24 protein-coding genes and 2 pseudogenes are annotated in these 25,339 nt (G+C 69.0%); 13 read left to right on the forward strand and 13 right to left on the reverse strand.

The window, feature by feature from the left end:
* The first annotated feature begins 59 nt into the window (after window positions 1–59).
* Both AC0662_RS35965 and AC0662_RS35970 read left to right on the forward strand, forming a co-directional pair.
* A complete protein-coding gene (locus tag AC0662_RS35965) occupies window positions 60–719 on the forward strand; it encodes an alpha/beta fold hydrolase (protein WP_478306347.1) in 660 nt (219 codons plus the stop codon).
* Window positions 720–777: 58 nt separating this feature from the next.
* Window positions 778–1,899, forward strand: a complete 1,122-nt coding sequence (locus AC0662_RS35970) for a Gfo/Idh/MocA family protein (RefSeq protein WP_478306270.1) — start codon at window positions 778–780, stop codon at window positions 1,897–1,899.
* Between the two features lie 111 nt (window positions 1,900–2,010).
* Here AC0662_RS35970 and AC0662_RS35975 read toward each other — a convergent pair whose 3' ends face one another.
* Window positions 2,011–5,136, reverse strand: a complete 3,126-nt coding sequence (locus tag AC0662_RS35975) for an amidohydrolase family protein (RefSeq protein ID WP_478306272.1) — start codon at window positions 5,134–5,136, stop codon at window positions 2,011–2,013.
* Window positions 5,137–5,310: 174 nt separating this feature from the next.
* On the opposite strand from AC0662_RS35975, the gene AC0662_RS35980 reads away from it, so the two are divergent.
* The 5 genes from AC0662_RS35980 (at window position 5,311) to AC0662_RS36000 (ending at window position 9,363) form a co-directional block, all read left to right on the forward strand.
* On the forward strand, window positions 5,311–6,078 hold the full coding sequence (locus AC0662_RS35980; protein WP_452203348.1) for an ABC transporter ATP-binding protein: 768 nt from the start codon (window positions 5,311–5,313) through the stop codon (window positions 6,076–6,078).
* Window positions 6,075–6,842, forward strand: a complete 768-nt coding sequence (locus AC0662_RS35985) for an ABC transporter permease (RefSeq protein WP_478306275.1) — start codon at window positions 6,075–6,077, stop codon at window positions 6,840–6,842. The genes AC0662_RS35980 and AC0662_RS35985 overlap by 4 nt, the downstream gene beginning before the upstream one ends.
* A gap of 15 nt (window positions 6,843–6,857) precedes the next feature.
* Entirely contained in the window at window positions 6,858–7,652 is a 795-nt protein-coding gene (locus tag AC0662_RS35990; protein WP_452203346.1) for a MerR family transcriptional regulator, read from the forward strand.
* A gap of 25 nt (window positions 7,653–7,677) precedes the next feature.
* The gene (locus AC0662_RS35995; RefSeq protein WP_478306277.1) at window positions 7,678–8,202 is read left to right on the forward strand and encodes a hypothetical protein; all 525 of its coding nucleotides are present in this window, start codon (window positions 7,678–7,680) and stop codon (window positions 8,200–8,202) included.
* Window positions 8,203–8,292: 90 nt separating this feature from the next.
* Window positions 8,293–9,363 (forward strand): glycoside hydrolase family 172 protein, encoded by a 1,071-nt coding sequence (locus AC0662_RS36000; RefSeq protein WP_478306279.1) that lies wholly within the window; start codon window positions 8,293–8,295, stop codon window positions 9,361–9,363.
* 16 nt (window positions 9,364–9,379) lie between these two features.
* Here the strand turns inward: AC0662_RS36000 and AC0662_RS36005 are convergent, their stop codons facing one another.
* The 6 genes and pseudogenes from AC0662_RS36005 to thiO all read right to left on the reverse strand — a co-directional run bounded on the left by AC0662_RS36005 (window position 9,380) and on the right by thiO (window position 15,835).
* A complete protein-coding gene (locus tag AC0662_RS36005; RefSeq protein ID WP_478306281.1) occupies window positions 9,380–10,588 on the reverse strand; it encodes a glycoside hydrolase family 15 protein in 1,209 nt (402 codons plus the stop codon).
* An 8-nt stretch (window positions 10,589–10,596) separates the two neighbouring features.
* Window positions 10,597–11,478: a DMT family transporter gene (locus AC0662_RS36010; protein ID WP_452203342.1), complete on the reverse strand. Its 882-nt coding sequence runs from the start codon at window positions 11,476–11,478 to the stop codon at window positions 10,597–10,599.
* A gap of 46 nt (window positions 11,479–11,524) precedes the next feature.
* Window positions 11,525–11,734: a PASTA domain-containing protein gene (locus tag AC0662_RS36015; protein ID WP_478306349.1), complete on the reverse strand. Its 210-nt coding sequence runs from the start codon at window positions 11,732–11,734 to the stop codon at window positions 11,525–11,527.
* 3 nt (window positions 11,735–11,737) lie between these two features.
* Window positions 11,738–13,486 (reverse strand): annotated as a pseudogene (gene pknB / locus AC0662_RS36020) (Stk1 family PASTA domain-containing Ser/Thr kinase); the annotation flags it as partial.
* A 93-nt stretch (window positions 13,487–13,579) separates the two neighbouring features.
* A complete protein-coding gene (locus AC0662_RS36025; protein WP_478306284.1) occupies window positions 13,580–14,527 on the reverse strand; it encodes a lytic transglycosylase in 948 nt (315 codons plus the stop codon).
* A gap of 168 nt (window positions 14,528–14,695) precedes the next feature.
* Window positions 14,696–15,835 carry a glycine oxidase ThiO gene (thiO, locus tag AC0662_RS36030; protein WP_478306286.1) on the reverse strand — a complete coding sequence of 380 codons (1,140 nt, stop codon included), beginning with the start codon at window positions 15,833–15,835 and terminating at the stop codon, window positions 14,696–14,698.
* 42 nt (window positions 15,836–15,877) lie between these two features.
* Between thiO and thiE the strand changes: the two genes are divergently transcribed.
* From thiE to AC0662_RS36045, 3 genes are read left to right on the forward strand one after another with little or no spacing between them, the layout of a single operon-like run.
* Window positions 15,878–16,525, forward strand: coding sequence for a thiamine phosphate synthase (gene thiE / locus AC0662_RS36035; RefSeq protein ID WP_478306288.1), 648 nt, complete (start codon window positions 15,878–15,880; stop codon window positions 16,523–16,525).
* Entirely contained in the window at window positions 16,522–16,950 is a 429-nt protein-coding gene (locus tag AC0662_RS36040; protein ID WP_478306290.1) for a guanyl-specific ribonuclease, read from the forward strand. The genes thiE and AC0662_RS36040 overlap by 4 nt, the downstream gene beginning before the upstream one ends.
* Window positions 16,947–17,372 (forward strand): barstar family protein, encoded by a 426-nt coding sequence (locus AC0662_RS36045; RefSeq protein ID WP_478306292.1) that lies wholly within the window; start codon window positions 16,947–16,949, stop codon window positions 17,370–17,372. Before AC0662_RS36040 ends, AC0662_RS36045 begins: the two co-directional genes overlap by 4 nt.
* Here AC0662_RS36045 and AC0662_RS36050 read toward each other — a convergent pair.
* Window positions 17,355–17,708, reverse strand: a complete 354-nt coding sequence (locus tag AC0662_RS36050; protein ID WP_478306294.1) for a DUF4180 domain-containing protein — start codon at window positions 17,706–17,708, stop codon at window positions 17,355–17,357. The genes AC0662_RS36045 and AC0662_RS36050 overlap by 18 nt on opposite strands.
* A gap of 75 nt (window positions 17,709–17,783) precedes the next feature.
* On the opposite strand from AC0662_RS36050, the gene AC0662_RS36055 reads away from it, so the two are divergent.
* Window positions 17,784–18,203, forward strand: a complete 420-nt coding sequence (locus AC0662_RS36055; RefSeq protein WP_478306296.1) for a helix-turn-helix domain-containing protein — start codon at window positions 17,784–17,786, stop codon at window positions 18,201–18,203.
* Between the two features lie 3 nt (window positions 18,204–18,206).
* On the opposite strand, the gene AC0662_RS36060 is transcribed toward AC0662_RS36055, so the two are convergent.
* Window positions 18,207–19,277 (reverse strand): polyprenyl synthetase family protein, encoded by a 1,071-nt coding sequence (locus AC0662_RS36060; RefSeq protein ID WP_452203334.1) that lies wholly within the window; start codon window positions 19,275–19,277, stop codon window positions 18,207–18,209.
* A 57-nt stretch (window positions 19,278–19,334) separates the two neighbouring features.
* On the opposite strand from AC0662_RS36060, the gene metF reads away from it, so the two are divergent.
* A complete protein-coding gene (gene metF, locus AC0662_RS36065) occupies window positions 19,335–20,252 on the forward strand; it encodes a methylenetetrahydrofolate reductase [NAD(P)H] (RefSeq protein WP_478306299.1) in 918 nt (305 codons plus the stop codon).
* A gap of 4 nt (window positions 20,253–20,256) precedes the next feature.
* A complete protein-coding gene (locus tag AC0662_RS36070) occupies window positions 20,257–20,787 on the forward strand; it encodes a SixA phosphatase family protein (protein ID WP_452203332.1) in 531 nt (176 codons plus the stop codon).
* A gap of 4 nt (window positions 20,788–20,791) precedes the next feature.
* Here AC0662_RS36070 and AC0662_RS36075 read toward each other — a convergent pair.
* The 4 genes and pseudogenes from AC0662_RS36075 to AC0662_RS36090 all read right to left on the reverse strand — a co-directional run.
* Window positions 20,792–20,902: pseudogene (locus AC0662_RS36075) on the reverse strand (alpha/beta hydrolase); the annotation flags it as partial.
* A gap of 53 nt (window positions 20,903–20,955) precedes the next feature.
* Window positions 20,956–23,217 carry a HelD family protein gene (locus tag AC0662_RS36080; protein WP_478306301.1) on the reverse strand — a complete coding sequence of 754 codons (2,262 nt, stop codon included), beginning with the start codon at window positions 23,215–23,217 and terminating at the stop codon, window positions 20,956–20,958.
* A 90-nt stretch (window positions 23,218–23,307) separates the two neighbouring features.
* Window positions 23,308–24,615 (reverse strand): phytoene desaturase family protein, encoded by a 1,308-nt coding sequence (locus tag AC0662_RS36085; RefSeq protein WP_478306303.1) that lies wholly within the window; start codon window positions 24,613–24,615, stop codon window positions 23,308–23,310.
* Window positions 24,615–25,226, reverse strand: coding sequence for a DUF4126 domain-containing protein (locus AC0662_RS36090; RefSeq protein WP_452203328.1), 612 nt, complete (start codon window positions 25,224–25,226; stop codon window positions 24,615–24,617). Before AC0662_RS36090 ends, AC0662_RS36085 begins: the two co-directional genes overlap by 1 nt.
* Between the last annotated feature and the right edge of the window lie 113 nt (window positions 25,227–25,339).

The following is a 25,339-nucleotide window of genomic DNA, read 5'->3' on the forward strand; positions in this document are numbered from 1 at the left end:
CCCCCAACACCAACGGTTATCCCTCCGCCTGCACCTAGGATGGCGCGGTGAAATTTGTGATGGTGCCTGGGGGTTGGCAGGGCGGGTGGGTGTTTGACGGGGTGGCGTCGGAGTTGGCGCGGCTCGGGCACGAGGTAGAGGCGGTGACGCTGGCCGGGTTGGAGTCTGACGGACCGGCCGACCTCGACAGCCCGGCGAATCTCGATACGCACATCGACCAGGTCGCCGACGTCATCGAGCGCAGCGACGGGACGCCGGTCGCGCTGTGCGGGCACAGTTACGGCGGGATGGTGATCGCCGGTGTCGCGGATCGGCTGGGCGATCGGCTCGAGCACGTTGTCTTTATCGACGCGTACGTTCCGGGCGATGGCGATTCGTGCTGGACGTTGACCAGTGAGATGTTTCGTGAGCAGTTCATCGCGGGCGCCGGCGCGGACGGGCGGTGGGTCGCCGTACCGGACGGTCTCGATCCTCGTGCGCGACCGCACCCGCTGCCGAGCTTTGTCCAGTCGATCAGGCTGAAGGACAACGCATGGCCCGCACTACGTCGTAGTTTCATCAGCGGTGGCTCGTGGCCGGGCACCCCGTTCGAAGCCTTGACCGAGCGACTGCGCAACGACCCCGCCTGGCAGGTTCACGACATTCCCGTCGGCCACAACATCGCCCGCCGTGACCCGCAGACTCTCGCCGCTGTCCTCGACGGTCTCCCGCCCAGATAGGCGACATCGGACGCGCGTGGGGGCGCGTGGGGTCGGTGGGGACAATACGATCGCTGGTATGGCGGATTCGGTGCGGATCGGGGTTGTCGGGGCAGGGAGTATCTCGGTGCGTGGGCTCCTTCCGCATCTGGGGCAAGCGGATCTCGCGGGGCGGGTGACGCTGGCCGCGGTGTGTGATCCGGTGCCGGGGCGGGCGGAGGCAGCGGCTGAGAAATTCGGCGTGGAGCGCGCGTTCACGGAGTACGAGGAACTGTTGGCGCGCGGCGACGTCGACGCGGTCACGATCGCCTCGCCGATCGGGCTGCACTACGAGCAGGGGAAGCTCGCGTTGCAGGCCGGGAAGCATGTGCACTTCAACAAGACGATGACGGTGACCGTGGCGGAGGCGACGGAGCTGATCGAGCTCGCGGCCGCCAACGATCTGCGGATCGTTGCCTCGCCGGGGGAGATGCTGCGACCGCATCACGTGCGGACCCGCGAACTGATTGCCGAGGGCGCCATCGGGACGTTGTCCTGGGTGAGTTCTGGAGCAGCCTTCGGGACGTATCACGAGGACGAGTCGGTGCGCGGAGGGAGCGACGTACTGACGAACATCGATCCGTCGTGGTACTTCCGCAAGCCCGGTGGCGGGCCGATGTACGACATGACCGTGTACGCGCTGCATTCGGTGACCGGGATTCTCGGGCCGGCGCGGCGGGTGACGGCGATGTCCGGTGTGCGGATTCCGGTGCGCCGAAGCGCCGGCGCGGACGTGGCGACGGAGGCCGACGACAACACGATCGTGCTGATCGATTTCGGCGACAACCTGTTCTGCGTCGCGACCGGAACCGCGGCCGGCTCGATGCGCGGTGGCTTCGGCGGTGCCTACTTCGGTACGGCGGGAACGATCGACGGACTGCTGCTGAACGACGTACCGTTCGACTTCCCGAACCGCGACGCCTCCGAGCTCTCGCCGCGCGGCCCCGGCAACCAGGCGCTGCTCCCGCACGTGACCGGCGTACACCGGGAGATCGAGGAGCAGCACGTGTTCGAGGACGTCATGCAACTCGTCGACTGGGTCCGCGACGGCACCCCGTCGATCGTCACCGCCGAACACGCCCGCCACGTGATCGACATCATCGAGTCCGCGTACCGAGCCTCCGAAACCGGCCAGACCCAGGAACTCACCACCACGTTCTGACCGGCCATCGGGGGGTTGGAGAGATAACCGGGACCTTGAACAGGTTATTACCTGTTCAAGGTCTCCGGAGGGTGTTCAAGCTCCCCACCGAGGGCTCGCCAAACGCGGGGGTCAGCTTTCGCAGCAGGCTCGGTGGAGCCATTCGGGTTCGTGCCACCAGTAGGTGGAGTCCGTGGCGTGGGCTTGGGGTCGGGTGAGGGGTTGCGGGGCGTTGGCTGTGCGGACGGCTGGAGTGACCTGCGCCCCGGCGGCGTACGGCGCCAGCAGGTTGTCGACCGTGTAGAGATTCCCGGCGGTCATGACGCGGTCGACGGCGGCGGCTGCGCGGATGTCTGCCAGCGGATCGCCGGTGACGAAGGACAGGTCCGCCTGGGCGCCGGCCTGGACGACGCCGAGTTTGCCGTCCAGACCGAGCCACTTGGCCGGGTTCCGCGTCGCGGTGGTGAGGGCCTCGTAGGGGGTGAAGCCGCCGGCGACCATCGAGCGGAGGTTGGCGTGCAGCGAGACGGCCATGTTGTCGAGGGGCGTGTCGGTGCCGGAGATGACCAGGCCGCCGCCGCGGTGGATGCGGAGGACCATGTCGACGTTGCCCCGCAGGAGTTCGCGGGTGGTGACGCCGGCCGGTCCCTTCGCGGTGTTGACCTCGGCGATCAGCGCGTCGTACTCCCAGGACGGATAGAGCGTCGTCGTACGCCGGTCGGTCAGCAGCGAGGGATCGTCGACGTGCGCCATCGTCGAGTTGAACAGCGTCGGGGTCACGGACAACCCGGCGCGGGTGAAGAGCGTGACCACATCGGCGTACGCGCGGCCCAGCCGGCTGACCGTATGCGAGTAGCCGAGCCGGTTCGTCGCGCCGGTGTGTTCCATTCCGTCCATGCCGAGATGCTCGGCGGGATAGAGGTAATGCGACGACAGTTGCAGCCCGAGTTGGTGTACGAACGCGATCGCCCGCCGCTGGTACTCGATCGGCAGCCGCACGTACGTCTTCACCAGGTCGTAGGCCAGCCCCTCGACGCGATCGAGCTCCAGACCGAGCTGCTGGATCGAGAGCGTCGGCCGCATGAAGTTGTAGTAGACCCGCGACCCGTCGATCGCCTCGCCGGTCGCGAAGTACCGCGGTCCGCGCAGCGCCCCGCTGGCCAGGGCCTCGCGGGTCTCCTGCATCTGGTAGACCGGGTCGCCGGGGGAGCGGGTGCTGGTGATGCCGTACGCGAGCCACAGGTTGCCCTGCCGCGCACCCCACGCCCGTCCGCGCAGGTGCCAGTGGTTGTGCGCGTCGATCAGCCCCGGCATCACGGTCAGGTGCGACGCGTCGACGTCCGCGCGACCCGCATGCGGCCGTACGGCGGCGATTCGCGCACCGTCGATCACGATGTCGACGTCCTGGCGGAGGGTCGTCGAACGACCGTCCCACAACGCGCCCGCGTGGATGGTGACGTGTTGATCGACGATCGCCCGCCGGTACTGGAGGTCGAGCTTGACGGTCTCCGGACGGCCGCCGGTGATCGTTGTCCGGCGCAACTTTCCGTTGTTCAGGTAGAGCAGTGTGCGGTCGTCCTGCCAGACCGGTGAGTCGGTCACCTCGGCGGTGATCGCGCGCGGCTCGCCGGTGGACCGGCCGCGGGCGTCGACCGGTACGACGTACAGCAGGCTCTCGACGACGAACGCGAGGTGGCTGCCGTCGGGGGAGAACACCGGCCCGTCGTCCCCGCGGGTGGCGAGCGAGCGGAACGGCATCGGCTCGGCGTACTCGAGGGTGGCGGTCGCGACGTCGACGTACAGGAGTTGGCTGGTGCCCTCGCGGAAGCGCTTGGAGAACGGCTTGACCGCGGCCAGGACGAGCGTTGTCCCATCGCGCGACCAGCTGACCCGGCCGGGCTGGAACAGCGTCGGGGTGAGCTGGCGGACCTGCCCGGAGGTGACGTCGAGGACCCACGCGATCCCGTCTTGGTCCTGGTACGCGATCCGCCGGCCGTCCGGTGCGTACCGCGGTGCGGTTTGTGCGCCGGGCAGGCTTGACAACTTGGTGTCCTTGCCCGTCGCGAGATCGTGCAGCCAGAGGTCCGCCGTACCGTCCCGATCGCTTGCGTAGAGCAACGTCTTGCCGTCGGGCGAGAAGTCCGGGTCGGAGTTGAAGTAGCCGTCGGCCACCAGTTGCCGCGGCCGGCTCTTGCCGTCGGTGGGCGCCAGCCAGAGCGCGTTGAGTGCCCGGAACGCGAGCCACTTCCCGTCCGGCGACACAGTCGGACTCGCGATCCCGCGCACCGGCCGCTTCGCCGGCGACTCGAGGTCCGGCGCCTTCGGCCGTGGCCGCTTCGACGTCACCGGAACGGTCGCCGAGAACGGTACGACGGTGTGCCCGCCGCCGGCGTGATACCGGTGCACCGAACCGTCGGCGCTGTAGAACAGGTCGGTCGCGGACGCCCACGACGGCGGGAGCGCGAACACGTCCTTGCCGGTCGTCACCTGCTGACCGTCCACCACGAGATCGCACGTCGGCCCGGTCAGCCGTACGTAGGCCAGCTTCCCCGCGGGGGAGTACGACGGCCCGAACACCGTGATCCCGGTCTTTGCCGCGACCAGCGTCGTACGCGCACCCGTGGTGAGGTCGAGCTCGACGATCGAACTGGTGTCGACGGTGAACGCGATCTTCGTACCGTCCGGCGACACGGTCGGCTCGGCCTCCTCGCTCAGGTCGTCCGTCAGCGCCACGATCGCGCCGCTCGCGAGATCGAGCCGGTGTACGCCGTAGCTGCCGTTGCCACCGCGGTCGGACGAGAAGACGATCGAGCGGCCGTCGGGGGCGACCTGCGGTTCGCGGTGGTCGTCGCGCCCGGAGGTCAGTTGCCGGAGGCCACTACCGTCCGGTGCGATCGACCAGAGATGGAAGTTCCCGTCCCGGTACGACTGGAACACGATCGACCGGCCGTCCGGCGACCAGCGCGGGCGGGTCGCGTCCTGCAGGTCGTCGGTGAGGCGCCGCGCCGTACCGCCCGCGGCCGGTGTCACCCAGATCGCTGTCACCAGGTCGAACGCCAGCCACTTCCCGTCCGGCGACACCGACACCATGAAGTTGGTGCCTTCGGTGAGCACGGCCTGATTCCCGCTGGGCGCCGCTTCGGTCCGCAGCGCCGGCAGTTGGACGGCGCCGACGGCGGCCGCACCTCCACCGAGCTGCAGTGCTCGACGCCGCGAAATGCTCCAGGAGCCCGGGTTCTCGGTCACGTCATCAGCCACGATCCGGATCCATTCCCTAGGGGGCGGTGGGACTCCGAATCTGCCAGGACCGTCCGCGTCACACGATCCTGACCGGCGCGCCCCGCGACCAACGGCCACAACCCTGCGCCGAACGGCTTGACCTTGACGCTGCGTCAACCCGGCAAGCTACCCGGAAACGAGAGGCGGACAGACATGAGCGGTACGGCGATCAGCGTGCGGGGACTCGCCAAGTCCTACGGGGAGGTCGAGGTACTGCGGGGCGTGGACTTCGACGCGCCGCGCGGCAGCATCTTCGCGTTGCTCGGCTCCAACGGGTCGGGCAAGACGACGACGGTACGGATTCTCGCCACGCTGCTGAAGGCCGACGCGGGGACCGCGCACATCAACGGTTTCGACGTCGGCACCCAACCGGCGAACGTCCGGGAGTCGATCAGTCTCACCGGTCAGTTCGCCGCCGTCGACGACATCCTCACCGGCCGGGAGAATCTCGTCCTCGTCGCCAAGTTGCGGCACCTGGAGAACCCGGCCCGGGTCGCGGACGACCTGCTCGCCCGGTTCGCGCTCACCGAGGCGGGCGCCCGCCGGGCGTCGACGTACTCGGGTGGCATGCGTCGTCGCCTCGACATCGCGATGAGCCTGATCGGCGACGCACCGGTGCTCTTCCTGGACGAGCCGACTGCCGGACTGGACCCCGAGGCCCGCCTCGAGGTGTGGGGCCTGGTCAAGGAACTCGCCGGCCAGGGAACGACGGTGCTGCTCACCACGCAGTACCTGGACGAGGCCGAACAGCTGGCCGATCGGATCGCGATCCTGCACCACGGCCGGATCATCGCCAACGGCACCCTCGCCGAGCTCAAGCAGCTCTTCCCGCCCGCGCAGGTCGAGTACGTCGAGAAGCAGCCGACGCTCGAAGAGATCTTCCTCGCCATCATCGGCGCGACCAACGAGGAACAACGATGACTTCCACCAAGCAGTTCTTCACGGACACCGGCGTAATCACGACCCGGACCCTGCGCCACGTCACCCGCAGCGTCGACACCATCATCACCACCGTGATCACGCCGGTCGCGATGATGCTGATGTTCGTGTACGTCTTCGGCGGCGCGATCAACACCGGCACGGACTCGTACGTGAACTACCTGCTGCCCGGGATCCTGCTGATCACCGTCGCCTCGGGCATCTCGTACACCGCCTTCCGGCTCTTCACCGATCTGCAGTCCGGGATCTTCGAACGCTTCCAGTCGATGCCGATCGCGCGGTCGGGCGTGCTCTGGGCCCATGCGCTGACCTCGCTGGTCGCCAACCTGATCTCGCTGGTGATCATCGTCGGCGTCGCGGTGATCATGGGTTTCCGCTCGAGTGCCGGCGTCCGGGCGTGGCTCGCGGTGGCCGGCATCCTGGTCCTGTTCACGCTGGCCCTGACCTGGATCGCCGTGATCCCCGGACTCTCCGCGGCGTCCGTCGAGGGCGCGGGCGCGTTCGCGTACCCGCTGATCTTCCTGCCGTTCGTCAGCTCGGCCTTCGTGCCCACGCAGACCATGCCGGGTCCGGTGCGCTGGTTCGCCGAGCATCAGCCGGTGACGTCGATCGTCGACTCGATCCGCAACCTGCTCGCCGGGCAGCCGGTCGGCGGCGACATCTGGGTCGCCCTCGCGTGGTGCGTCGGCATCCTGGTCGTGGCGTACGTCGTCGCGCTCGCCGCCTACCGCCGGAAGATCGCCTGAGGCAGGCTGAGTCGCATGCTCACCATCAGCGAGCTGGCCGCGTACGCCGGGGCGACTGTGCGCGCCGTACGCCACTATCACCAGATCGGGCTGCTGCCGGAGCCTGCCCGCGACCACTCCGGGTACCGCACGTACGACGCGGCCGCGGTGGTGCGACTGATCCGGATCCGCACCCTCGCGGATGCCGGCGTACCGCTGGCGCGGGTGCAGGAGCTTCTCGATGCCGGACCGGACGAGTTCGCCGACGGCGTTCGCGGGATCGACGAGCAGTTGCGCGCCGAGGTACGCCGCCTGCAGGACACTCGCACGAGGCTCGCCCGGTTGTCAGCCGGCGAGCACCTGGCGCTGCCGCAGAGCGTCGTGGGGTATCTCGACCGACTGCGCGGGCTTGGTGTCGAGGAGCGCTACCTCGAGATGGAACGGGATGCCTGGATCGTGGTCGCCGCGCGAGCGCCGGAGTCGATCGGGGCCGTGATCGCCAGCAAGCACCAGCAGTTGGACGATCCCGACATGGTCGAGCTCTACAGCCTGATCAGCAGTGCACTCGACTGGCCGGTCGGTGATCCGCGAATCGTCGAGCTCGCCGACATCCTCGAACGCCTGCTGTTGCGCGCTGTCGAAGCCGATGAACTGGATGGGGACAGCCTCGACGATCAGTTCGTCGATCTGCTCGACGCGGTCATGGTCGAATCGTCGCCGCACAGCGTGCACCTGCTGGCGATCCTGGAGGAGCGCGGCTGGAAGGGCTGGACGCGGGTCGAGCACACCGGACCTCGCTCTGTCGCGCGGCAGGTGGCTGCGGGTTCTTGAAGGCGTGCCGTCTATCGTCTGCGGCATGCAATCTCTGTCTCCACGGGTGCGGGCGCTGGGTGCGGCCGTGCTCTGCCTGGTGATCGCTCTCGCGGCCGGACTCGCGGTGGACGGGCGACTGGACCGGCACTGGATCATGCGCGGGCTGACGGTCTTCCTGGCGATCTGCTGCGCCGGGCTGCTGCTGACCGATCAGACCCGGCGGATCCGGCAGATCATCACCGCGATCGGCCTGGTGATGTTCGGGCTGATCATCCCGGTGTCACAGACGACCTGGTCGAAGCCGCCCGAGATCAAGTTCGCCCTCGAGGTCGCGACGGATGCCCAGAAGGCGGCGCAGAAGGCGTCGGAGAGCGTAGCCACCGTCGCAGAGGTCCGGGCCGCGGCCGAGGCGCGCGGCGGTGCGGTGGGGTCACTTCCGACCGAGAAGAACCCGCAGGTCCGCGGCGCCGACGCCTACCCGCTCATCGTCCGCGCCAAGCGCGACCAGGGTCGCCCCTGGGCCTGCGTCTCCTTCACCGGCCTGACGGCAAAGGTCACCTCCTGCTGACCGCTCCTCGCGCCCGGACAGTTCCGCCGCGCGTCCACTTGGCGGGCAATCGATTTCTCGGCGGACCTGGTCGCGCCTAAGGTCGCGGGTATGACTCTTGGGAATCTCACCGGCATCAGTGCGCTCGCCGACGTCGAGACGCGCTCCATCAGTGCGGAGAACCCGACCGGCGAGCCCGGTCAGGGTGGGCGGCGGACCGAGGGGACCGGTGCGCGCGCGGCCCGGGACCTCGGCCAGGGTTGGAAGGTCTCGCCGTCGATCGAGATCGGGCCGGGGGAGACCGCGACGCTGGCCGACATCGCCGGCTCCGGCTGCATCACGCACATCTGGCTCACCACGCACGTCGACCACTGGCGCCGGCTGGTATTGCGCGGGCACTGGGACGGTGACGAGGCGCCGGCGATCGAGGCGCCGGTCGGGGACTTCTTCTGCTCCGGCTGGGGCAAGTTCGCCCAGGTGAACTCACTCCCGGTCGCTGTGAACCCGAACGGTGGTTTCAACTGCTACTGGGAGATGCCGTTCCAGCAGCAGGCCACGCTGACGCTGGAGAACACGCACGACGAGGCCGTGGTCGTGTACTTCCAGGTGGACTACTGGCTCGGCGCGGTCGCCGACAAGTCGGCGTACCTGCACACCCAGTGGCGACGGAGCAACCCGCTGCCGTCCGCGACGGTCCACACGCTGCTCGACGGTGTGGAGGGTCCTGGTCACTACGTCGGCACCTACCTGGCCTGGGGCGTCAACAGCACCGGCTGGTGGGGTGAGGGCGAGGTGAAGTTCTATCTGGACGGCGACGACGAGTTCCCGACCATCTGCGGCACCGGTACCGAGGACTACTTCGGTGGCGCGTGGAACTTCGACGTACCGGACCTGGGCGGGTACACCGAGTTCAGTACGCCGTACCTCGGGATGCCGCAGGTGATCCGGCCGGACGGGCAGTACCAGAGCCAGCAGCGGTTCGGCATGTACCGCTTCCACCTCCCAGACCCGATCCGCTTCAAGGAGAAGCTCCGCGTCGACGTCCAGGCCCTCGGCTGGCGGTCCGGCGGCCGCTACCTCCCGCTGCAGGACGACATCGCCTCGACGGCGTTCTTCTACAGCGGCAAGACGAGTACTACCCGCCCGGATGCTCCGACGCACGACGTCATGGAGATCTGCTGACCTACGTCGTGTCTGACTAGGGGATAGGCAGAGGGTTCTGCAGAGCAGAGTCGGCGAGGACGACCAGTGCGGCGGTCCAGCCGAGTGGTGCCTCGCCGGCCGGCTGCAGATCCCTATTGACCTTCTCCGGCAATGCACCGGTGCTCGTCCGGTGCTGATCGAGCCACGAGAGCAGACTGTTCGCCGTGGCCTTGTCACCGCGCGCTGCCGCACTCAGCGCGAACAACGCGGTCTGCGGCGTCCACGACACCCCGTCAGCTCGCCAGTCTTCTCCTGGCGTCACTCCACCGTTCGGCTGGGTCAGTACGGCGTGAGTTCGGTTGATGGCCGTGGTGACGACGGGCCGGGCCGGAGCGAAGGGTGGACCGAGCACAGTGACGATCGCATCCGCACCGCCGTCCAGGCTGATCGGTGCGACACCTGGCTCGACGAAGCTGGTCGCCTGCGCCGGGGTCCGCGGGTAGTCCGGTCCGAATGTCTTGTCGGTTGCTTTCGACAACGTGTCGAGTGCACTCCGCCAGCGAGCGGCCTCAGCTGGGTGCTGCTGGTCGGTGGCGATCCGGACCGCCGACCGCAGCCCGGTCAGCAGCGGTGCGACCGTGCCGAGTGTCAGCTCGCTCTCGGGGCGCTCCCAGTAGTCCGACGACGGCGCAGGCAGTCCGTCGGACCCGAGCTCCTTGATGATCTGGTCGGCGGACTGCCGCACCAGATCCCAGTACTTACCGCCGGCGTGACAGAACCACGTCGCCCACAGCACCCACCCCGACCCGTCCAGCTGCTGCGAGCGACCGTCGCCGACCAGACCGCCGCTGTCGGTGTACCGCGCTTCCCATCGCCCCGCCGACGGCCGCACCCGGTCCAGGAACGACAGTACGTCGAGCGCCTGGTCGTACTGTCCGATCGCGCAGCGCGCGACCGCGACGAACGACGCGTCCCGCGGCCAGACGTACCGCCATGGGCCGTCCCAGCCGGCCAGTGCGGCGCCGTTGGGCAGGGTGAGCCCGTCGAGGTCGGCCAGTGCGTGCCGGACCAGGTCGTCGTACTTGTCGCTACTGCGTGACGACGCCGGAAGCGCGGACGGGCGACCCGGGATGCCCTCCGCGACCAGACGAGGCTGTGGATGCCGCACGAGGTTGCTGATCGCGCCGGCGGCCAGGACCGCGAGCAGGACCGCGATGACGACGACCGGGTACCACCGGCCGCGCCTCCCGCTGTCGTCCCGCATCCGCACTCCTATTGCGCCAGGTGCTGCACTTGCGCCTCGAACTTACGCCGTGGTGCCAGCTCGACCAGATACATCGCCGACACCACCAGTGCGCCGCCGACCAGCATCCGCCAGGTCAGACTGTCCGAACCGAACAGCACCGCGAACGCCGACGCGAACACCGGCTCCATTGTCATGGCGATCGCCGCTCGAGTGGGAGTCAGGTGTGCCTGGGCCCAGGTCTGGACGATCAGCGCGAGCGCTCCGGCGACCAGCGCCATGTACACCACGGCCACCCAGTCGCCGCCGGTGCTCGGGACGGAGAACCCGCCCGGCACGGCACCGATCGCACAGACACAGGTGATCACGACCATCTGCAGTGACGACAGACCGAAGGCGTTCCTCGACGTCGACCAGGCCCCGAGACCGATGATGTGCAGCGCATAGAGCCCGGCGGAGGCCAGCGTGAGCAGCTCGCCCTTGCCCAGGCTGAGACCGCGCAGCGACAGGATGCCGAGGCCGACCGTGGCGAGGATCACCGCGACCCAGGCCCAGCGACCGATCCGGTGCCGCAGGATCACCGCGCCGAGCAGCGGCGTGAACACGACGTACATGCCGGTGACGAAGCCGGAGACGCTCGCCGACGTGTGCCGCAGGCCTTCGGTCTGCACCAGTTGGGCGATGCCGTAGGTGACGCCGAGGGCCACCGCGCGGCCGCGGTCGAGGCGGCTCAACCGCCCGATCGCGGGTGGGTGGACCAGGATCAGCGCGACCGACGCGATCAGGAACCGCAACGCCAGGTAGTCGGCGACGTCCATCCTGGTGAGCAGGTCCTTGGTCAGGAAGAACGTCGAGCCCCAGGCTGCCGCGACCGCGAGCAGGGCCAGGACGGCGATGCGGGGGTGGTTCACGCCCGATATCTCACCAGAACCCTTACAGGTAAGGCAAAACGGTGATCTACAGCACAGTGATCACGATGGTGCTTCCGGGCTTGACCTTCTTGCCGGCGCCCGGGTTCTGCGCGGCGACGATGTTCAGGCCGAGGTTGAACGGCGCCTTCTCCACCCGGACCACGAACCCCGCGTCACCGAGGATCTTCTGCGCGTCCGCGGTGGTCTTCCGCTTGACGTCTGGTACGTCGACCAGCGGCGGTCCGAGGGACACCACCAGCGAGACCTTGTCCTTGGCGAACAACGTCCCGCTGTTCGGGCTCTGACTGATCACGTTGCCCTCGGCGACCTTCTCGTCGTACTGCGTGCTGCGGCCGACGACGAAGCCGAGTTTGCGCAGCGTCCTGTTCGCGTCACGGTACGACTTGCCGGTCAGGTCCGGCACGGTGATCGGCCGTTTGCCCTTGCTGACCGCGAAGTTGACCGCCGTCCCCGGCTTCACGATCGTGTTGAACTTCGGGCTGATCGCGATCACCCGGCCCTGCGGCACGGACTCGTTGTACTGCTCGCTGATCTGCCCGGTGATCAGCTTGATCGGGGACAGCGCCTGCTGCGCCGCGTCCAGTTGCAGGCCGACGAGCTGCGGCACGCGGTAGCGCTCCGGGCCCTTGGAAACGGTGAGACCGATGTCACCGTCCTTCCGGATCCGGTCGCCCGGGGCCGGGTCGGTCCGCATGACCTCGCCCTGCTTGATGTCCTCGGAGTAGTCCTGGTTGTCGAGACTGGTCTGCAGACCGGACTCAGCCGCTCTGGAGGCCGCCGCCGCCGGCGACAGGTTCATCAGGTCGGGTGTCGTCGTGTAGCGGTGAATGCCGTAGTACCAGGCCGCTGTGCCGATGGCGATCGCCGCCGCCAGGATCACGATCAGCGCGATCGGTCCGCGGGACCTGCGTCGCTGCTGTTGTGGCTGTGCGGGCGGTGGGGTCCGCGGCGGCGGTGCGGTCTTCGCCGGGCCGCCGGTCGGGCGTCCTTGCTCCACCGGTACGACGATGGTGTCGTGGCGAAGCTCACCTTGCTCAGCGGCCTCTCCGCGGGTGTAGCCGTCGTCGTACCCACTGTCCTGGCGGATCTGCTGGATCGGCACGGTCAGGTCGCCGGTCAGCTCCGGGTCGTCCGGCAGCCCTTCGTCGAGCGCACTACGCACCCGGTGCACCTGCCGGCTGAACACGCGGGCGTCGGTCGGCCGCAGGTCCCGGTCACGCGCCGTCGCGCGCTGCACGAGCGCATCGACGTACGGCGGGATGTTCGGCTGCTCGAGCGACGGAGGGGGTACGTCGGCGTGGACGTGGGCGTAGGCGACCTGGATCGGGGTGTCGCCGGAGTGGGGCTTGTTGCCGGTGAGCATCTCGTACAGGAGGATGCCGGCCGAGTACACGTCCGAGCGGGCGTCCGCGCTGCCGTCGGTGACCAGCTCCGGCGCCAGATAGGACACCGTGCCCATCAGCAGGCCCTGGGTGGCGGTGTTGCCGCTGGCACTGACCGCACGGGCCAGACCGAAGTCCGCCACCTTCACAGCGCCCTTGTCGGAGATCAGGACGTTCTCGGGCTTGATGTCGCGGTGCACGATGCCGGCGTCGTGTGCGGCCGACAGCGCGGAGAGGATCGGCGTGAGCAGGTCCAGCGCACGCGCGGGGGAGAGCGGTGCCTCCGCGCGGATCACGTCACGCAGCGTGCGGCCGGGGACGTACTCCATCGCCAGGAACAGCGTGCCGTCGTCGTCACCCTGGTCGAAGACGGCCACCACGTTCGGGTTCGACAGGCGGGCGGCGGCGCGGGCCTCGGCGACGAAGCGGCGGGTGAACTGGGCGTCGTCACCGAGCCCATCGTGCATCACCTTGAGCGCGACGGTCCGGTCCAGGCGCATGTCGAGCGCCTGGTACACGGTGGCCATGCCACCCTTCGCGATGCGCGCGCCGACGCGGTAGCGACCGTCGAGCACTCGCCCGACGAGGCGGTCGCTGACCTGCATGTCCACGTCGTCCGTCACTTGCGGTGAGCCGCCTCTCCCCAAACAGTCCTGCTCAGAGAGTGTAGATAACGCCAAAGCGTCACAGCGCCAGGCTCACCGCAGTGGGTCCCACCCGCGTTCCAGTTGCGCCTTGATGCGGAGGACGTTCTGGACGTAGAGCTTGGTGTCGGGGTAGACGCCGTTCTTCTTCACGCCGCCGAGGCCCTGGTAGTAGCCCGCGACCGCGAGGTCGAGGCGCGCGGCGCCGGTCAGGCGGCTCAGCAGGACGACTCCGGCGGTGACGTTGTCCTCCGGGTCGAGCAGGTCGAGCTTCCGGCCGACGATGCCCGAGGTGTACTTGCCGGTCGACGGAACCACCTGCATCGCCCCGACTGCGTTGGCGGGGGAGACGACCCGCTGCTTCCAGCCGGACTCCTGCCAGCTCACCGCGAGGGCGAGCTCCGGGTCGACGCCGTACCGCTTCGAGGTGGACACGATCAGTGAGCGCATGTGGGACCGGGTCGGCAGCTTGCGCTTCTTCAGGATCGCCCGGTTGCGGTTCGCCTGCGCGACGACGTGGTCCGCGTACGTGCGGCCCGCGAACGTGTTGTCGGTCCGCGGCTTCGCCTTCGGGCGGATCTTCACCGGGACCTGCAGCGGCTTGCCCGCGTAGATGTGGTCGCCCGGCTTCAGGCCGTTCGCGGCCAGCAGGTTGGCCTGCGAGCACTTGAAGCGCTTCGCGATCCCGGAGACCGTGTCGCCGGACTTCACGACGTACGTCACCCGGCCGAGCTGCGAGCGCTGCGCCGGCGTATTGGCCGTCGCCGATCCCTTGGTGGGGACCTTGAGCAGCTCGCCGGCGTAGATCGCGTTGCCGTTGCCGGGCAGGTTGTTCAGCGCGACCAGCCGCGAGACGGACGTGCCGTAGCGGTTCGCGATGTGGCTCAGGGTGTCGCCCTGCTTGACCTTGTAGGCGCCGAAGCCGGGTGAGCCGGCGGTGATCACGGCCGCGGTCAGCACCGGTACGGCGATCCCGGTCAGAACTCGTACGACGTTGCGCATCCCATTCAACTCCCCGTGTGAACGTCAACCGACCGTATTCGCTGGTACGGATGTGACAACAGGGGCGACTGGGGTTGGTGTTACGCCTGTAATCCAATGGTTACAATTCAAGGCTGAACTACATTGTTGTCGTTCACAAGCGTTCCGGTTGCTGACGGCAACGGTGAACTAGTGCACGAACCTGCTGACGAGGAAAGGTTTCGCGAGGTCCGGCAGGGTGCCGGTGCGTACCGTGTCGGCGATCACCTGCGCGGTGACCGGGGTCAGCAGCACACCGTTCCGGTAATGCCCGGTTGCCCACAGCAACCGATCGAGACCGGACGGGCCGAGGATCGGGGCATTGTCCGGCGTCGCGGGCCGCAGACCGGCGATCGCCTCGACGAACTCGAGCTCGTCGGAGATCGGCAACACCGTCCGGGCGTCACGCAGCAGTGCGAACACGCCGCCCGCCAGCACCCGGGTGTCGTAGCCGAGCTCACTGGTGGTCGCACCCACGACGAGCTCGCCACCCGGTCGCGGCACCAGGTAGACCGAGAAACCACGCGCGGTGGCTCGCACTGTGTGCCGGAGCGCGGGCCGGTACGCCTCCGGGACCCGCAGGCGCAGTACTTCGCCCTTCACTGGACGGACTGGCGGGCGGAGCTCATCCGGTACACCTTCCAACTGCGACGACCACGGTCCGGTGGCGGCAACGACGTACCCCGCGTGCACCGTGTCGCCGTTGTCGAGCAGTACGCCGGTTGCCGTCGTACCGGAGGTGATGACGCGAGTGACGCGCTGACGGATGAGCTGGACGCCGGACAGGTCGACGGCGCGGAGGAGCGTGGCGACTGCCTGCCTGTTGTCGACGGAGTGGTCGCCGGGCACCCAGACGGCTCCGGAAACGCCTGTAGCGAGTAGTGGCTCGCGACGACGGGCGTCGCGACCGGACAGCTCTTCTACCTCCAGGCCGAGTCGACGCTGGTAGTCGGCGAGCCTGCGGAGCGCGGCTGCGTCGTCGACGTCGTACGCGACGGCGAGGGTGCCGGTCTGGTGCAGTCCTGCGGGCAGTCCGGTGAGTTGCTCGAGTTCGGCGGCGAAGGCCGGCCACGCGGTGACCGAGGCCAGGTTGAGCGCCAGCAGGTCGTCCTCGCCGAACTCCACCTCGGTGACCGGGGCAAGCATGCCGGCGGCCACGTTGGAGGTCTGGGTGCCCGGCGTCGGGTCACATACCGTCACCTGGATACCGTCTGCGGCCAGCCGCCACGCCGTCGCCAGACCGACCAGCCCGCCGCCGATCACCACCACATCAGACGTCAGCTCAGGCATGCCGTAAGCCTACGTCTGGGCGGTCATGGCAGGCTGTGCGGTGTGACTGAGCACACCGACCGGCTGAACGACGCACGCCTCTACCTGTGTACCGATGCGCGGGAGAAGCAGGGCGACCTCGAACAGTTCCTGGACGCCGCGCTGGCCGGTGGCGTGGACATCGTGCAGCTCCGGCAGAAGGAGATGGAGGCTGCCGACGAGCTCGCCGCGCTGGAGGTGTTCGCCGACGCCTGCAAGCGGCACGGCAAGCTCCTGGCGGTGAACGACCGCGCGGACATCGCGTTCACGGCGGGAGCCGACGTACTGCACCTCGGGCAGCGTGACCTGCCGGTGCACGCCGCTCGCGCGATCACCGGGCCGGCGCCGATCATCGGGCGCTCGACGCACTCCTTCAGCCAGGTGAACGCGGCGGTCGCCGAGGTCGGCTCGGACTACTTCTGCGTCGGTCCCACCTGGGAGACGCCCACCAAGCCGGGCCGGCAGGCAGCCGGTCTGGACCTGGTGTCGTACGCCGCCGGTCGCCGCCAATCGAAGCCGTGGTTCGCGATCGGTGGCATCGACCTGGAGCGGCTGGACGAGGTACTGGAAGCGGGCGCGACGCGAGTGGTCGTCGTCCGGGCGATCACCGCGGCCGACGACCCGGGGGCGGCGGCTGCCGAGTTCACCCGGCGGCTGCGGGAGGCCGGGTGATCAACAACCCGAAGGCCGCGCGGATCGTCGCGGCCGTCGTGATCGCGATGCTGGTGATCACGCTCGCGGCGTCGCTGTTCGGGTGCTCGGCGGACACGAAGGCCGGCTCGAGTTCTGTCGACCCGGAGAGCGGCCTCAAGTACGTCGCGGTCGCGGAGCTCCCGAAGGAGGCCCAGAACACGCTGAAACTGATCGACCAGGGCGGACCGTACCCGTACAGCCGCGACGGCGTGGTGTTCGGCAACCTCGAGAAGATCCTGCCCAAGCACGACCGCGGCTACTACCACGAGTACACCGTGAAGACGCCGGGGGAGAAGGACCGCGGTGCCCGCCGGATCGTGACCGGGAACGCCGGGGAGCGGTTCTACACCGATGACCACTACAAGTCGTTCCGCCGGGTCGCGGAGGACGGGGGAACGTCATGAGGTCGTTGCGTGAGCTGCTGGCCGAGGGCCTGCGCCCGGGTGTCTACCGCTGGCCGTCCGCTGCCGCCCCGGACGACGTACGCCGAGATGCCGCCGCCGAAGGCTTCGGGTTCGTGTTGCTGGACACGAGCGAGATCCACGACAAGGCAGGTTTCCTCGACCTGTGCGCGACAGCGTTCGACCTGCCGCGCTGGTTCGGCCGGAACTGGGACGCCCTGGCCGACTCGCTCAGCGACCGGTCGACCGGCGCGCCCGAGGTCGTGCTCTGGACCGGCCTGCGGAACCTGCACGACCACGACCACGACACCGTCGACGTCGCGCTGCAGATCTTCGCCGAGGACACCACGAACTCCGGTCAGCTCCGCGTGCTCATCGACGAAGCGTCAACGCCGGACCTGCTCAGCTCACTGCCTGTCCTGTAGGCGCTCGGCCAATTCGTCGAGATCTGCAGCGAACAACAGGTTCCGGCCGCGGTTGCTCTCCCGCACCCAGTCGGCCAGCGGCTTGCTCCGCGCGATCCGCGCCGAGATGTCGCCGACCACCGCGAGACCCATCTGGTAGGACACGAACTTCTGCGTGATCCCGCCGGCCCGCCCGGTCCGCAGCTCGAAGAACTCGTCACCCAGCTGCTCCGGCGTGAAAGCGATCCACTCGGCCTGGTGGGCGTAGTACGCGTCGACGATCAGCTGGACGGCGTCGCGCTCGTCGGTGAGCGGCGTGTCGCTCACATGGACCTGGGCCCCACCCACCATCACCATGTGCCTCAAAGTACCTCAAGTGACCCTATCTGGCTATTTATAGGGAATTCTAAGGAAAGGCCTTAGGCTGATGAAATGGCTCAGGAGCTGTACTCGGTCGAGCAGGTGGCGAACCGCCTGGGCCTGCACGTTCGCACCATCCGGAACTACGTCCGCGACGGGCGGCTCAAGGCCGTACGGATCGGGAAGCAGTACCGGATCACCCGGGAGGATCTCGAGGCGTTCACCGGCGCACCCACCGCGGTCCTCGAGGTCGATCGCACCGCGCGGCACGTGGAAGCGTCCAGCATCGTGCACATCGACGCTGTGGACCGCGCGACGGCCGACCGGCTGACGACGCACATCCACGGCGCCCTCAACCAGCCCGAGGCGGTGCACCTCAAGGCCGAGACCATCTACGACGAGGAACGTGCCGTCCTCAAGGTGATCGTGCTCGGCAGCCTTCCGGCCACGGCCGACCTGCTCCGGCTGATCAACCTGCTGGCCGATCAGTAGCGGTCACACGACGCGGGACGTCGCGGCGATCGCCAGGTCGGTCAGCGCCTTGCGGGCGGTCTCGTCGGCCAGCGGCGCCCGGTCGAGCGCGTCCAGCGCGTCCGCGGTCCGCTCGGTGATCAGGTCCTCGCAGGCCTGGACCGCGCGGGAGTCCTGGAGGATCTCGCGCAGCAGCTGGATCTCGTCGTCGTCCAGGTCCGGCCGGCCGAACAGGCGGTCGAACTCGGACAGCTGCGCCTCCGAGGCGTGATCGACGGCGTACGCGATCAGCACCGTCCGCTTGCCTTCCCGCAGGTCGTCACCGGCCGGCTTGCCGGTGAGCGCCGGGTCGCCGAACACGCCGAGCAGGTCGTCCCGCAGCTGGAAGGCCTCACCGAGCGGCAGGCCGTACCCGGACAGGGCCGAGACCAGCGCGGAGTCCCCGCCGGCGAGCGCGGCGCCGACGTGCAACGGCCGCTCGATCGTGTACGTCGCCGACTTGTACCGCAGGACGCGCAGCGCCAGGTCCATGTCCGAGGTGCCGCTCGCCTGCGCCATCAGATCGAGATACTGCCCGGCCGTCACCTCGACCCGTACGGCGTCGAAGTACTGCTCCGCTCGCGCCAGCGCCGCTGCGTCGAACCCGGAGGTGTGCAGCAGCTCGTCGGCCCAGATCAGGCAGAGGTCGCCGAGCAGGATCGCGGCGCCGACGCCGAACCCGACCGGATCACCACCGTGACCGGACTTTTCCGCCCGCGCCCGCTGCAGGGCCTCGAACCGGCGATGCGCGGCCGGCGCGCCCCGGCGGACGTCGGAGGAGTCCATCACGTCGTCGTGCACCAGCGCGCTGACGTGCAGCATCTCGAGGCTCGCCGCGGCGGTCAGGATCGGCAGGTCCGGATCGCCACCCGCGGCCCGGAAACCCCAGTAACAGAACGACGGCCGCAGCCGCTTGCCGCCACTGGTCGCGTCCCGCGCGGCCTGTACGACCTCGGCCAGCTCCGGCCCGAGCGCCACCAGCCGCGCCTCCTGCCGATCGAGGAACCCACTCAGCGCCCGCTGAATCTCGGCCGGGATGTCCACATCGCCATACACATCTCGGAGCGTAGTCGGTGGGCAGACGCCGACCGCCACCGCGGGTAACCTGACGCCATGGCGAACGGACTTCCCTCGACGCTGCCCGGCGGTGCGCCGACCATCCGTGAGCTGCTCGCGTCCGGGGGGCGGTCGTTCTCGTTCGAGTTCTTCCCGCCGAAGACCCCCGAGGCCGAGGACGTGCTGTGGCGCTCGATCCGCGAGATCGAGCAGCTGCGGCCGACCTTCGTCTCGATCACGTACGGCGCCGGCGGCACCACGCGTGACGGCACGATCCGGGTCACCGAACGGGTCGCGCAGGACACCTCACTGACCCCGCTCGGTCACCTGACCTGCGTCGCGCACTCCCGCGACGAGCTCCGTTCGGTGATCGGTGCGTACGCCGGGGCCGGCGTACGGAACATGCTCGCGCTCCGCGGCGACCCGCCCGGCGGTCCGAACCAGCCGTGGGTCGCGCACCCGGAGGGCATGAACCACGCGGTCGAGCTGGTCGAGCTGATCCGTTCGCTGGGCGACTTCTGCGTCGGCGTCGCGGCCTTCCCGGACAAGCACCCGGAGGCGACCTCGCTGGAGGCCGACGCGCAGGTGCTCGCCGCGAAGGCACAGGCCGGTGCGGACTACGCCATCACGCAGATGTTCTTCGGCGCTGACGACTACTTCCGGCTGGTCGACCGCTCCGCAGCGCTCGGCTGCGACATGCCGGTGCTGCCGGGCATCATGCCGGTCACCAACATCAAGCAGATCCAGCGGATGGCCGAGCTGACCGGGATGGCACTGCCGGCCGCCGTCACCGATCGGCTGCTCGCCGTCGAGGACGAACCGGCCGCGGTCCGTGAGGTCGGGATCGAGATCGCCACCGAGCTGTGCGAACGTTTGCTTGCCGGCGGCGCACCGGGCATTCATTTCATTACCTTGAACAGATCCACGGCAACCCGGCAGGTGTTCCTCAACCTCCGGTCGTCGGTCGTATCCTGACCCAATGGCTGACCCGTCGGACCTGTTGATCGACCGAACTCTCGTTCTGCTCCGGCACGCGAAGTCGGTGCCGCCCGAGACGATGCCGGACTTCGAGCGCCCGCTCGCGGACCGCGGCCGCGCCGACGCGAGCGCCGCCGGCCGGTACCTCGTTGCCCAAGGCATCGAACCGGACCTGGTGCTGTGCTCGCCGTCGAAACGGACCCGGGAGACCTGGAAGTACGTCGCAGAGGCCGGCGTCACCGCCAAGGACGTCTGGTACGACAAGCGCATCTACAACGCCGACACCGAAGGCATCCTGGACGTCATCCACGAGGCCCCCGCCGAGGCCCGCACGGTGATCGTCGTCGGCCACGCCCCGGGCATCCCGTGGCTGGCCGACGAGCTGACCCTGGACGGCACCAGCCCGGAGCGCGTCGAGCTCACCCAGAAGTACCCGACCACCGGCCTCGCGGTCCTGCATCTGACCACCCACTGGTCGGACCTGGCCGCCGACGACGCCGACCTCGTCTCGTACGTCGTCCCTCGGGGCTGACGGCCTACGTCCTGGCCGGGCAGCCCGTGTTCGCCGGTAGCTGTCCGGTCAGCAGATACTTCTCGGCCCGGCAGTCGATACACGGGTTCTGCTGGAACAGGTACGACGCATGGTTACCGCCGTTTCGTCGACCTCGGCCAGACCGGCCCCTCCGCCGCTACTTCCTGGTCAGGAGGCGGGGGCGGGCAGCCAATCGGTTGTGCTGTTCACAGTAATCATCCGTTGGGTCGCCCGGGTCAGAACGACGTACAAGGCCCGTACACCGCCCAGCGTGTCGCTGACGATCCGGTCCGGCTCGACGACGACCACCGCGTCGTACTCGAGCCCCTTGGAGTCCAGCGGACTGACCGCGATGGCCCGTGGGTCGTCGAGCTCGGCGAGGACCGGGTCGATGACCGGACGCAGCGCCGGCGGCACGATGACGCCGACGGTGCCTTCGACCAGCTGCAGCAGCTCGGCGGCCGCGTCGCCGGCGGCCTGGGCGACCTTGCCGCCGTCGAAGACCCGGTGCTCCGGTTGTACGCCGGTACTGCGGACCGCGTTCGGCAGGTCCGCGTCCGGGATGGACTGCCGGATCACCTCACCGGCAAACGAGTAGATCTCGGCCGAGTTCCGGTAGTTGGTGGACAGCCGGAACGAGTGCCGCTGCAGGTGCGACAGCATCGAGTCCATCGCGGCGCGCGCCTCGTCCGGGTCCGGCCAGGAGCTCTGCGCCGGGTCGCCGACGATCGTCCAGCTGGCCTGCGGGCCGCGTCGGGTGACCATCCGCCACTGCATCGGGGACAGGTCCTGTGCCTCGTCCACCAGCACGTGCGCGTACTCCTCCGGCTCCTCCGCCTCCCGTGCGGCCTGCGCACGCGCCCGGCGCTCGGAGCTGGTCAGTACTTCGTTGACGCCGTCCGACAGCCCTTCGAGCCAGTCGAACTCCTCGTCGGTGTTCTCGTTCAGCGGCGGGCGACCGAGGAACGTGGTCAGCTCGTCCAGCAACGCGACGTCCGCGATCGTGAACTCGTCCGTGGTCCGGACCGCCTTGGCGAGCGCGTCGACCTCGGCCGGCGTCAGATCGTGCCGGGCCCAGCGCTGGAGCCGGCGTGGGTCGCCGAGCCAGCGCAGTACCGACTCCGGGGTCACGATCGGCCACCACTGGCTGAAGAACGTGCGGAACGCCGGAGTGTCGGTGACGCGGTCGCCGAAGGCCTCACGGTCGCCGAGCGGCCCGTTGCGCAGGTCCTCGGGGAACCGCTGCCACAGCGCGGCGATCAGGCCCTTGCGCGCCTCGGCTGTTGCCCGGTTGCGTGCCGTCCGACGCAGTGCGTTCCGGCGGACGTTGTCCAGTTGGTTGGCGTCCAGTTGGACCGTGGCGCCACCGAGGAACACGCGCAGCGTGGTCGGCGCGTTCGGCACGCGGTCGCGAGCGGCCCGCGCCAGAATGCCCCGCATCCGCAGCGAACCCTTGATCGCCGCCACGTCGGCCTCGTCGACCGCAGTGGCCCGCACGCCGTCGACCAGCTCACCGACGGCGCGCAGCGAGACCGTGTTCTCACCGAGGCTCGGCAGTACCCGTTCGATGTAGGCCATGAACGCCGCGGACGGCCCGACGACCAGTACGCCGCCACGCTCGAAGCGCCGGCGGTCGCTGTACAGCAGGTACGCCGCCCGGTGCAGAGCGACGACCGTCTTACCGGTGCCCGGGCCACCACCGATGACGGTGACTCCGCGAGCTGGTGCCCGGATCGCCTTGTCCTGCTCGGCCTGGATGGTGGCGACGATGTCGCGCATCGTGTGCCCACGAGCCCGGGACAGCGACGCCATCAGGGCGCCCTCGCCGATCACCGGCAAGTCCTCAGGCGCGCGCTCCGGCGCCAGCAGGTCGTCCTCGAGGCCGACGATCCGCGACCCCTTGTTCCGCAGGACGCGGCGCCGGACGACCTTCTGCCGGTCGGTCGCGGTCGCGCGGTAGAACGGCTCGGCCGCCGGCGCGCGCCAGTCGATCACCAGCGGTTCGTACTCGACGTCGCGGACGCCGATCCGGCCGACGTACAGCTTCTCGAGCCCGGCCGCCGTGTCGGCGCCCGGCTCGTCGTCACCGCGGTCGGAGTCCAGCCGGCCGAAGACCAGGCCTTCGTGCTCGGCGTCGAGTTCGGCGATCCGGCGGGCGGCGGCGAACACCAGCACGTCCCGCTCGTACAGACCGGTCTGCTCTTCGTCGCGCACCCGGCCGACGTTCTGGGCCTGGCCGCGCTGGTGACCTTCGACCGCGATCCGGGACGCCGACCGAGCGGCCTCCTCGACCCGGCCGTACACCCGGTCGACGTGTTGTTGCTCAGCCGCCAGCTCAGCCCGCTCCACGCTGTCAGTGCTGTCAGTGACATCACCGATGTCACCGTCGGCGTGGTTGTCGTGATCGGCCGATGTGGGGGTTTGATCCACCGAGGTCCTCTCTACGGCCGGGCCTGCCCCGACTCAGAACACAGGAACAAGCAATCTTAGTTCGCTCCTGTGTCCAACCCCACCGGGGCCTCAGGACTTCCCGATGGCGTCCGCCACGATCGCCGCGCCCAGCGTCGTGGAGGGGACCCCGGAACCGGGATGCGCGCCCGCGCCGACGCAGTACAGGCCCTTGACGGGGGAGACGTTCGAGGCGCGGCGGCGGGCGGTCCGGAAGCCCTCCCAGGCCACGCCGGCCCACCACGACGGCGACGTCTGCCGTGACACCACCTGGTCCCGGACCGGCAGGCCGCGCGCGACCAAGAGGTCCAGTACGTCGTCAGTGGGGTAGCCGTGGACCAGCACGGACCAGGCCTGGTGACCGGCCGGTGCAGTACCACCTGTCCGGACGACAACGGTCGGAGTCCCGTGCAGCACGGTCTCGAACGGCAGCTCCGGTACCGGGTCCTTCAGACCGAGATGGACGACGTACGCCGCCTGCGCCTGGTGCGTCGACAGGATCCGTTTGCGCACCTTCTTCGCGGCCGGGTCGTCGACGAAGGACTCGTACAGCACCCGCGGGTCGACGTCACTCACGACGATGTCCGCGGGCAGCTCCTCACCGTCAACGAGCCGTACGCCGGTGACTGCGCCGTCAGACGTGGTTACGGCGACGACCTCCGCGTGGGTGCGCACGGTGATCTTCCGTTCGCTCGCCCGCTGCACCAGAGCGTCCGCGAGCGCACCGAAACCACCTGCGATCGTCCAGCGGCCGAACGTGCGCTCCAGGTACGACCAGACACCGACGTACCCCGGGGTGAGGCCGGCGTCCGAACCACCTTGCGCTGCGAAGTGCCGCAGTACCGCACGGGCGCGGTCGTCGCTCAGCTCGCGTTGCGCGACCTTTTCCAGCGACTGCCAGGGCTTGAGGGTGCGGATCGTCTTGAGCGGCAGTTTGTCCTCGAGCGGTGGCTCCAGTGAGGTCTTCCGGAGGATCTGCCACGTGTCGCCGTACCCATCGACCAGCGCGGTCCACTGCTCGGCCACGGCGCCACCTGCGAGACCGGTCCAGGCCTCTTGCTGCGCACCGCGGTCGCTGACAGGCAGATCGAGTACGGAGCCGTCAGTGAACATGTGGCGGCGTGGCTCGGTCACCGGGTCGAGCTGGACCAGACTCTCGATCGGACGACCGCTCTTCCGGAACAGGTCGCGCAGCGCGGCGGGCAGCGTCGTACTGGCCGCGCCGGCGTCCCACGTGAAGCCATCCGCCTCGACACGACCCAGCACTCCACCTAGGTGCTCGTCACGCTCGCAGATGGTGACCTGGTGTCCCAGCTTGGCCAGACGCACCGCACTGGCCAGACCAGCCAGACCGGCTCCGACAACAACCACCTTGGCCATCAGGCAACGCTACTTCCGGTCGCAGGAGTACTACGTTTCTCACGCCAGGCCTTGAACCGGAGATACCCGCGCCGGATCAGCCGGAACGCGAAGTACACCCCGATCAGACCGAGGATCAGCAGGACGCCGGCGATGATCAGCGCGGCCTCCGGATGGAAGACGGCCAGCGACATCACACCGGCGACGGCCACGTCCTCACCGGACGACGCCGCGATGTTGGTGACGGGCTCGGGGGAGGTGTTGATCGCGAGCCGCAGACTCGACTTCACCGCATGCGAGAGCAGGGCCACCAGGCCGCCGGTCGCAGCGATCACCGCCTGCTGCAGTGTGCTTGCCTGACCCGACAGCAGGGCGGCCAGGATCACCGCGATGGTCGGCCGGATGACGGTCGAGATCGCGTCCCACGCGGAGTCGACGTACGGGATCTTGTCGGCGACGAACTCGAAGGCGAACAAGGCCGCGGCCGCGATCAGCACGGGGGTCGTGGTCAGCGCGTGCGGTACGTCGTCGGCACCGGCGAACCGGCCGAGCAGACCGAGGATCAGCACGCACGCGTAGGCGTTCACGCCGCTCGCCCAGCCCGTCGTCACCGCCAACGGCAGCGCTTCCATCTCCGGTCTCCGTAACCCTCAGTCGCCGTACCGCGCGAGCCATGTTTTCGTCAGTATCGAACCCGATGACGCGAGTTTTGGTTAACCGTTGACTTCCGCGTCGCCTCGACTCA

This window comes from Kribbella sp. NPDC043289, assembly GCF_056436705.1.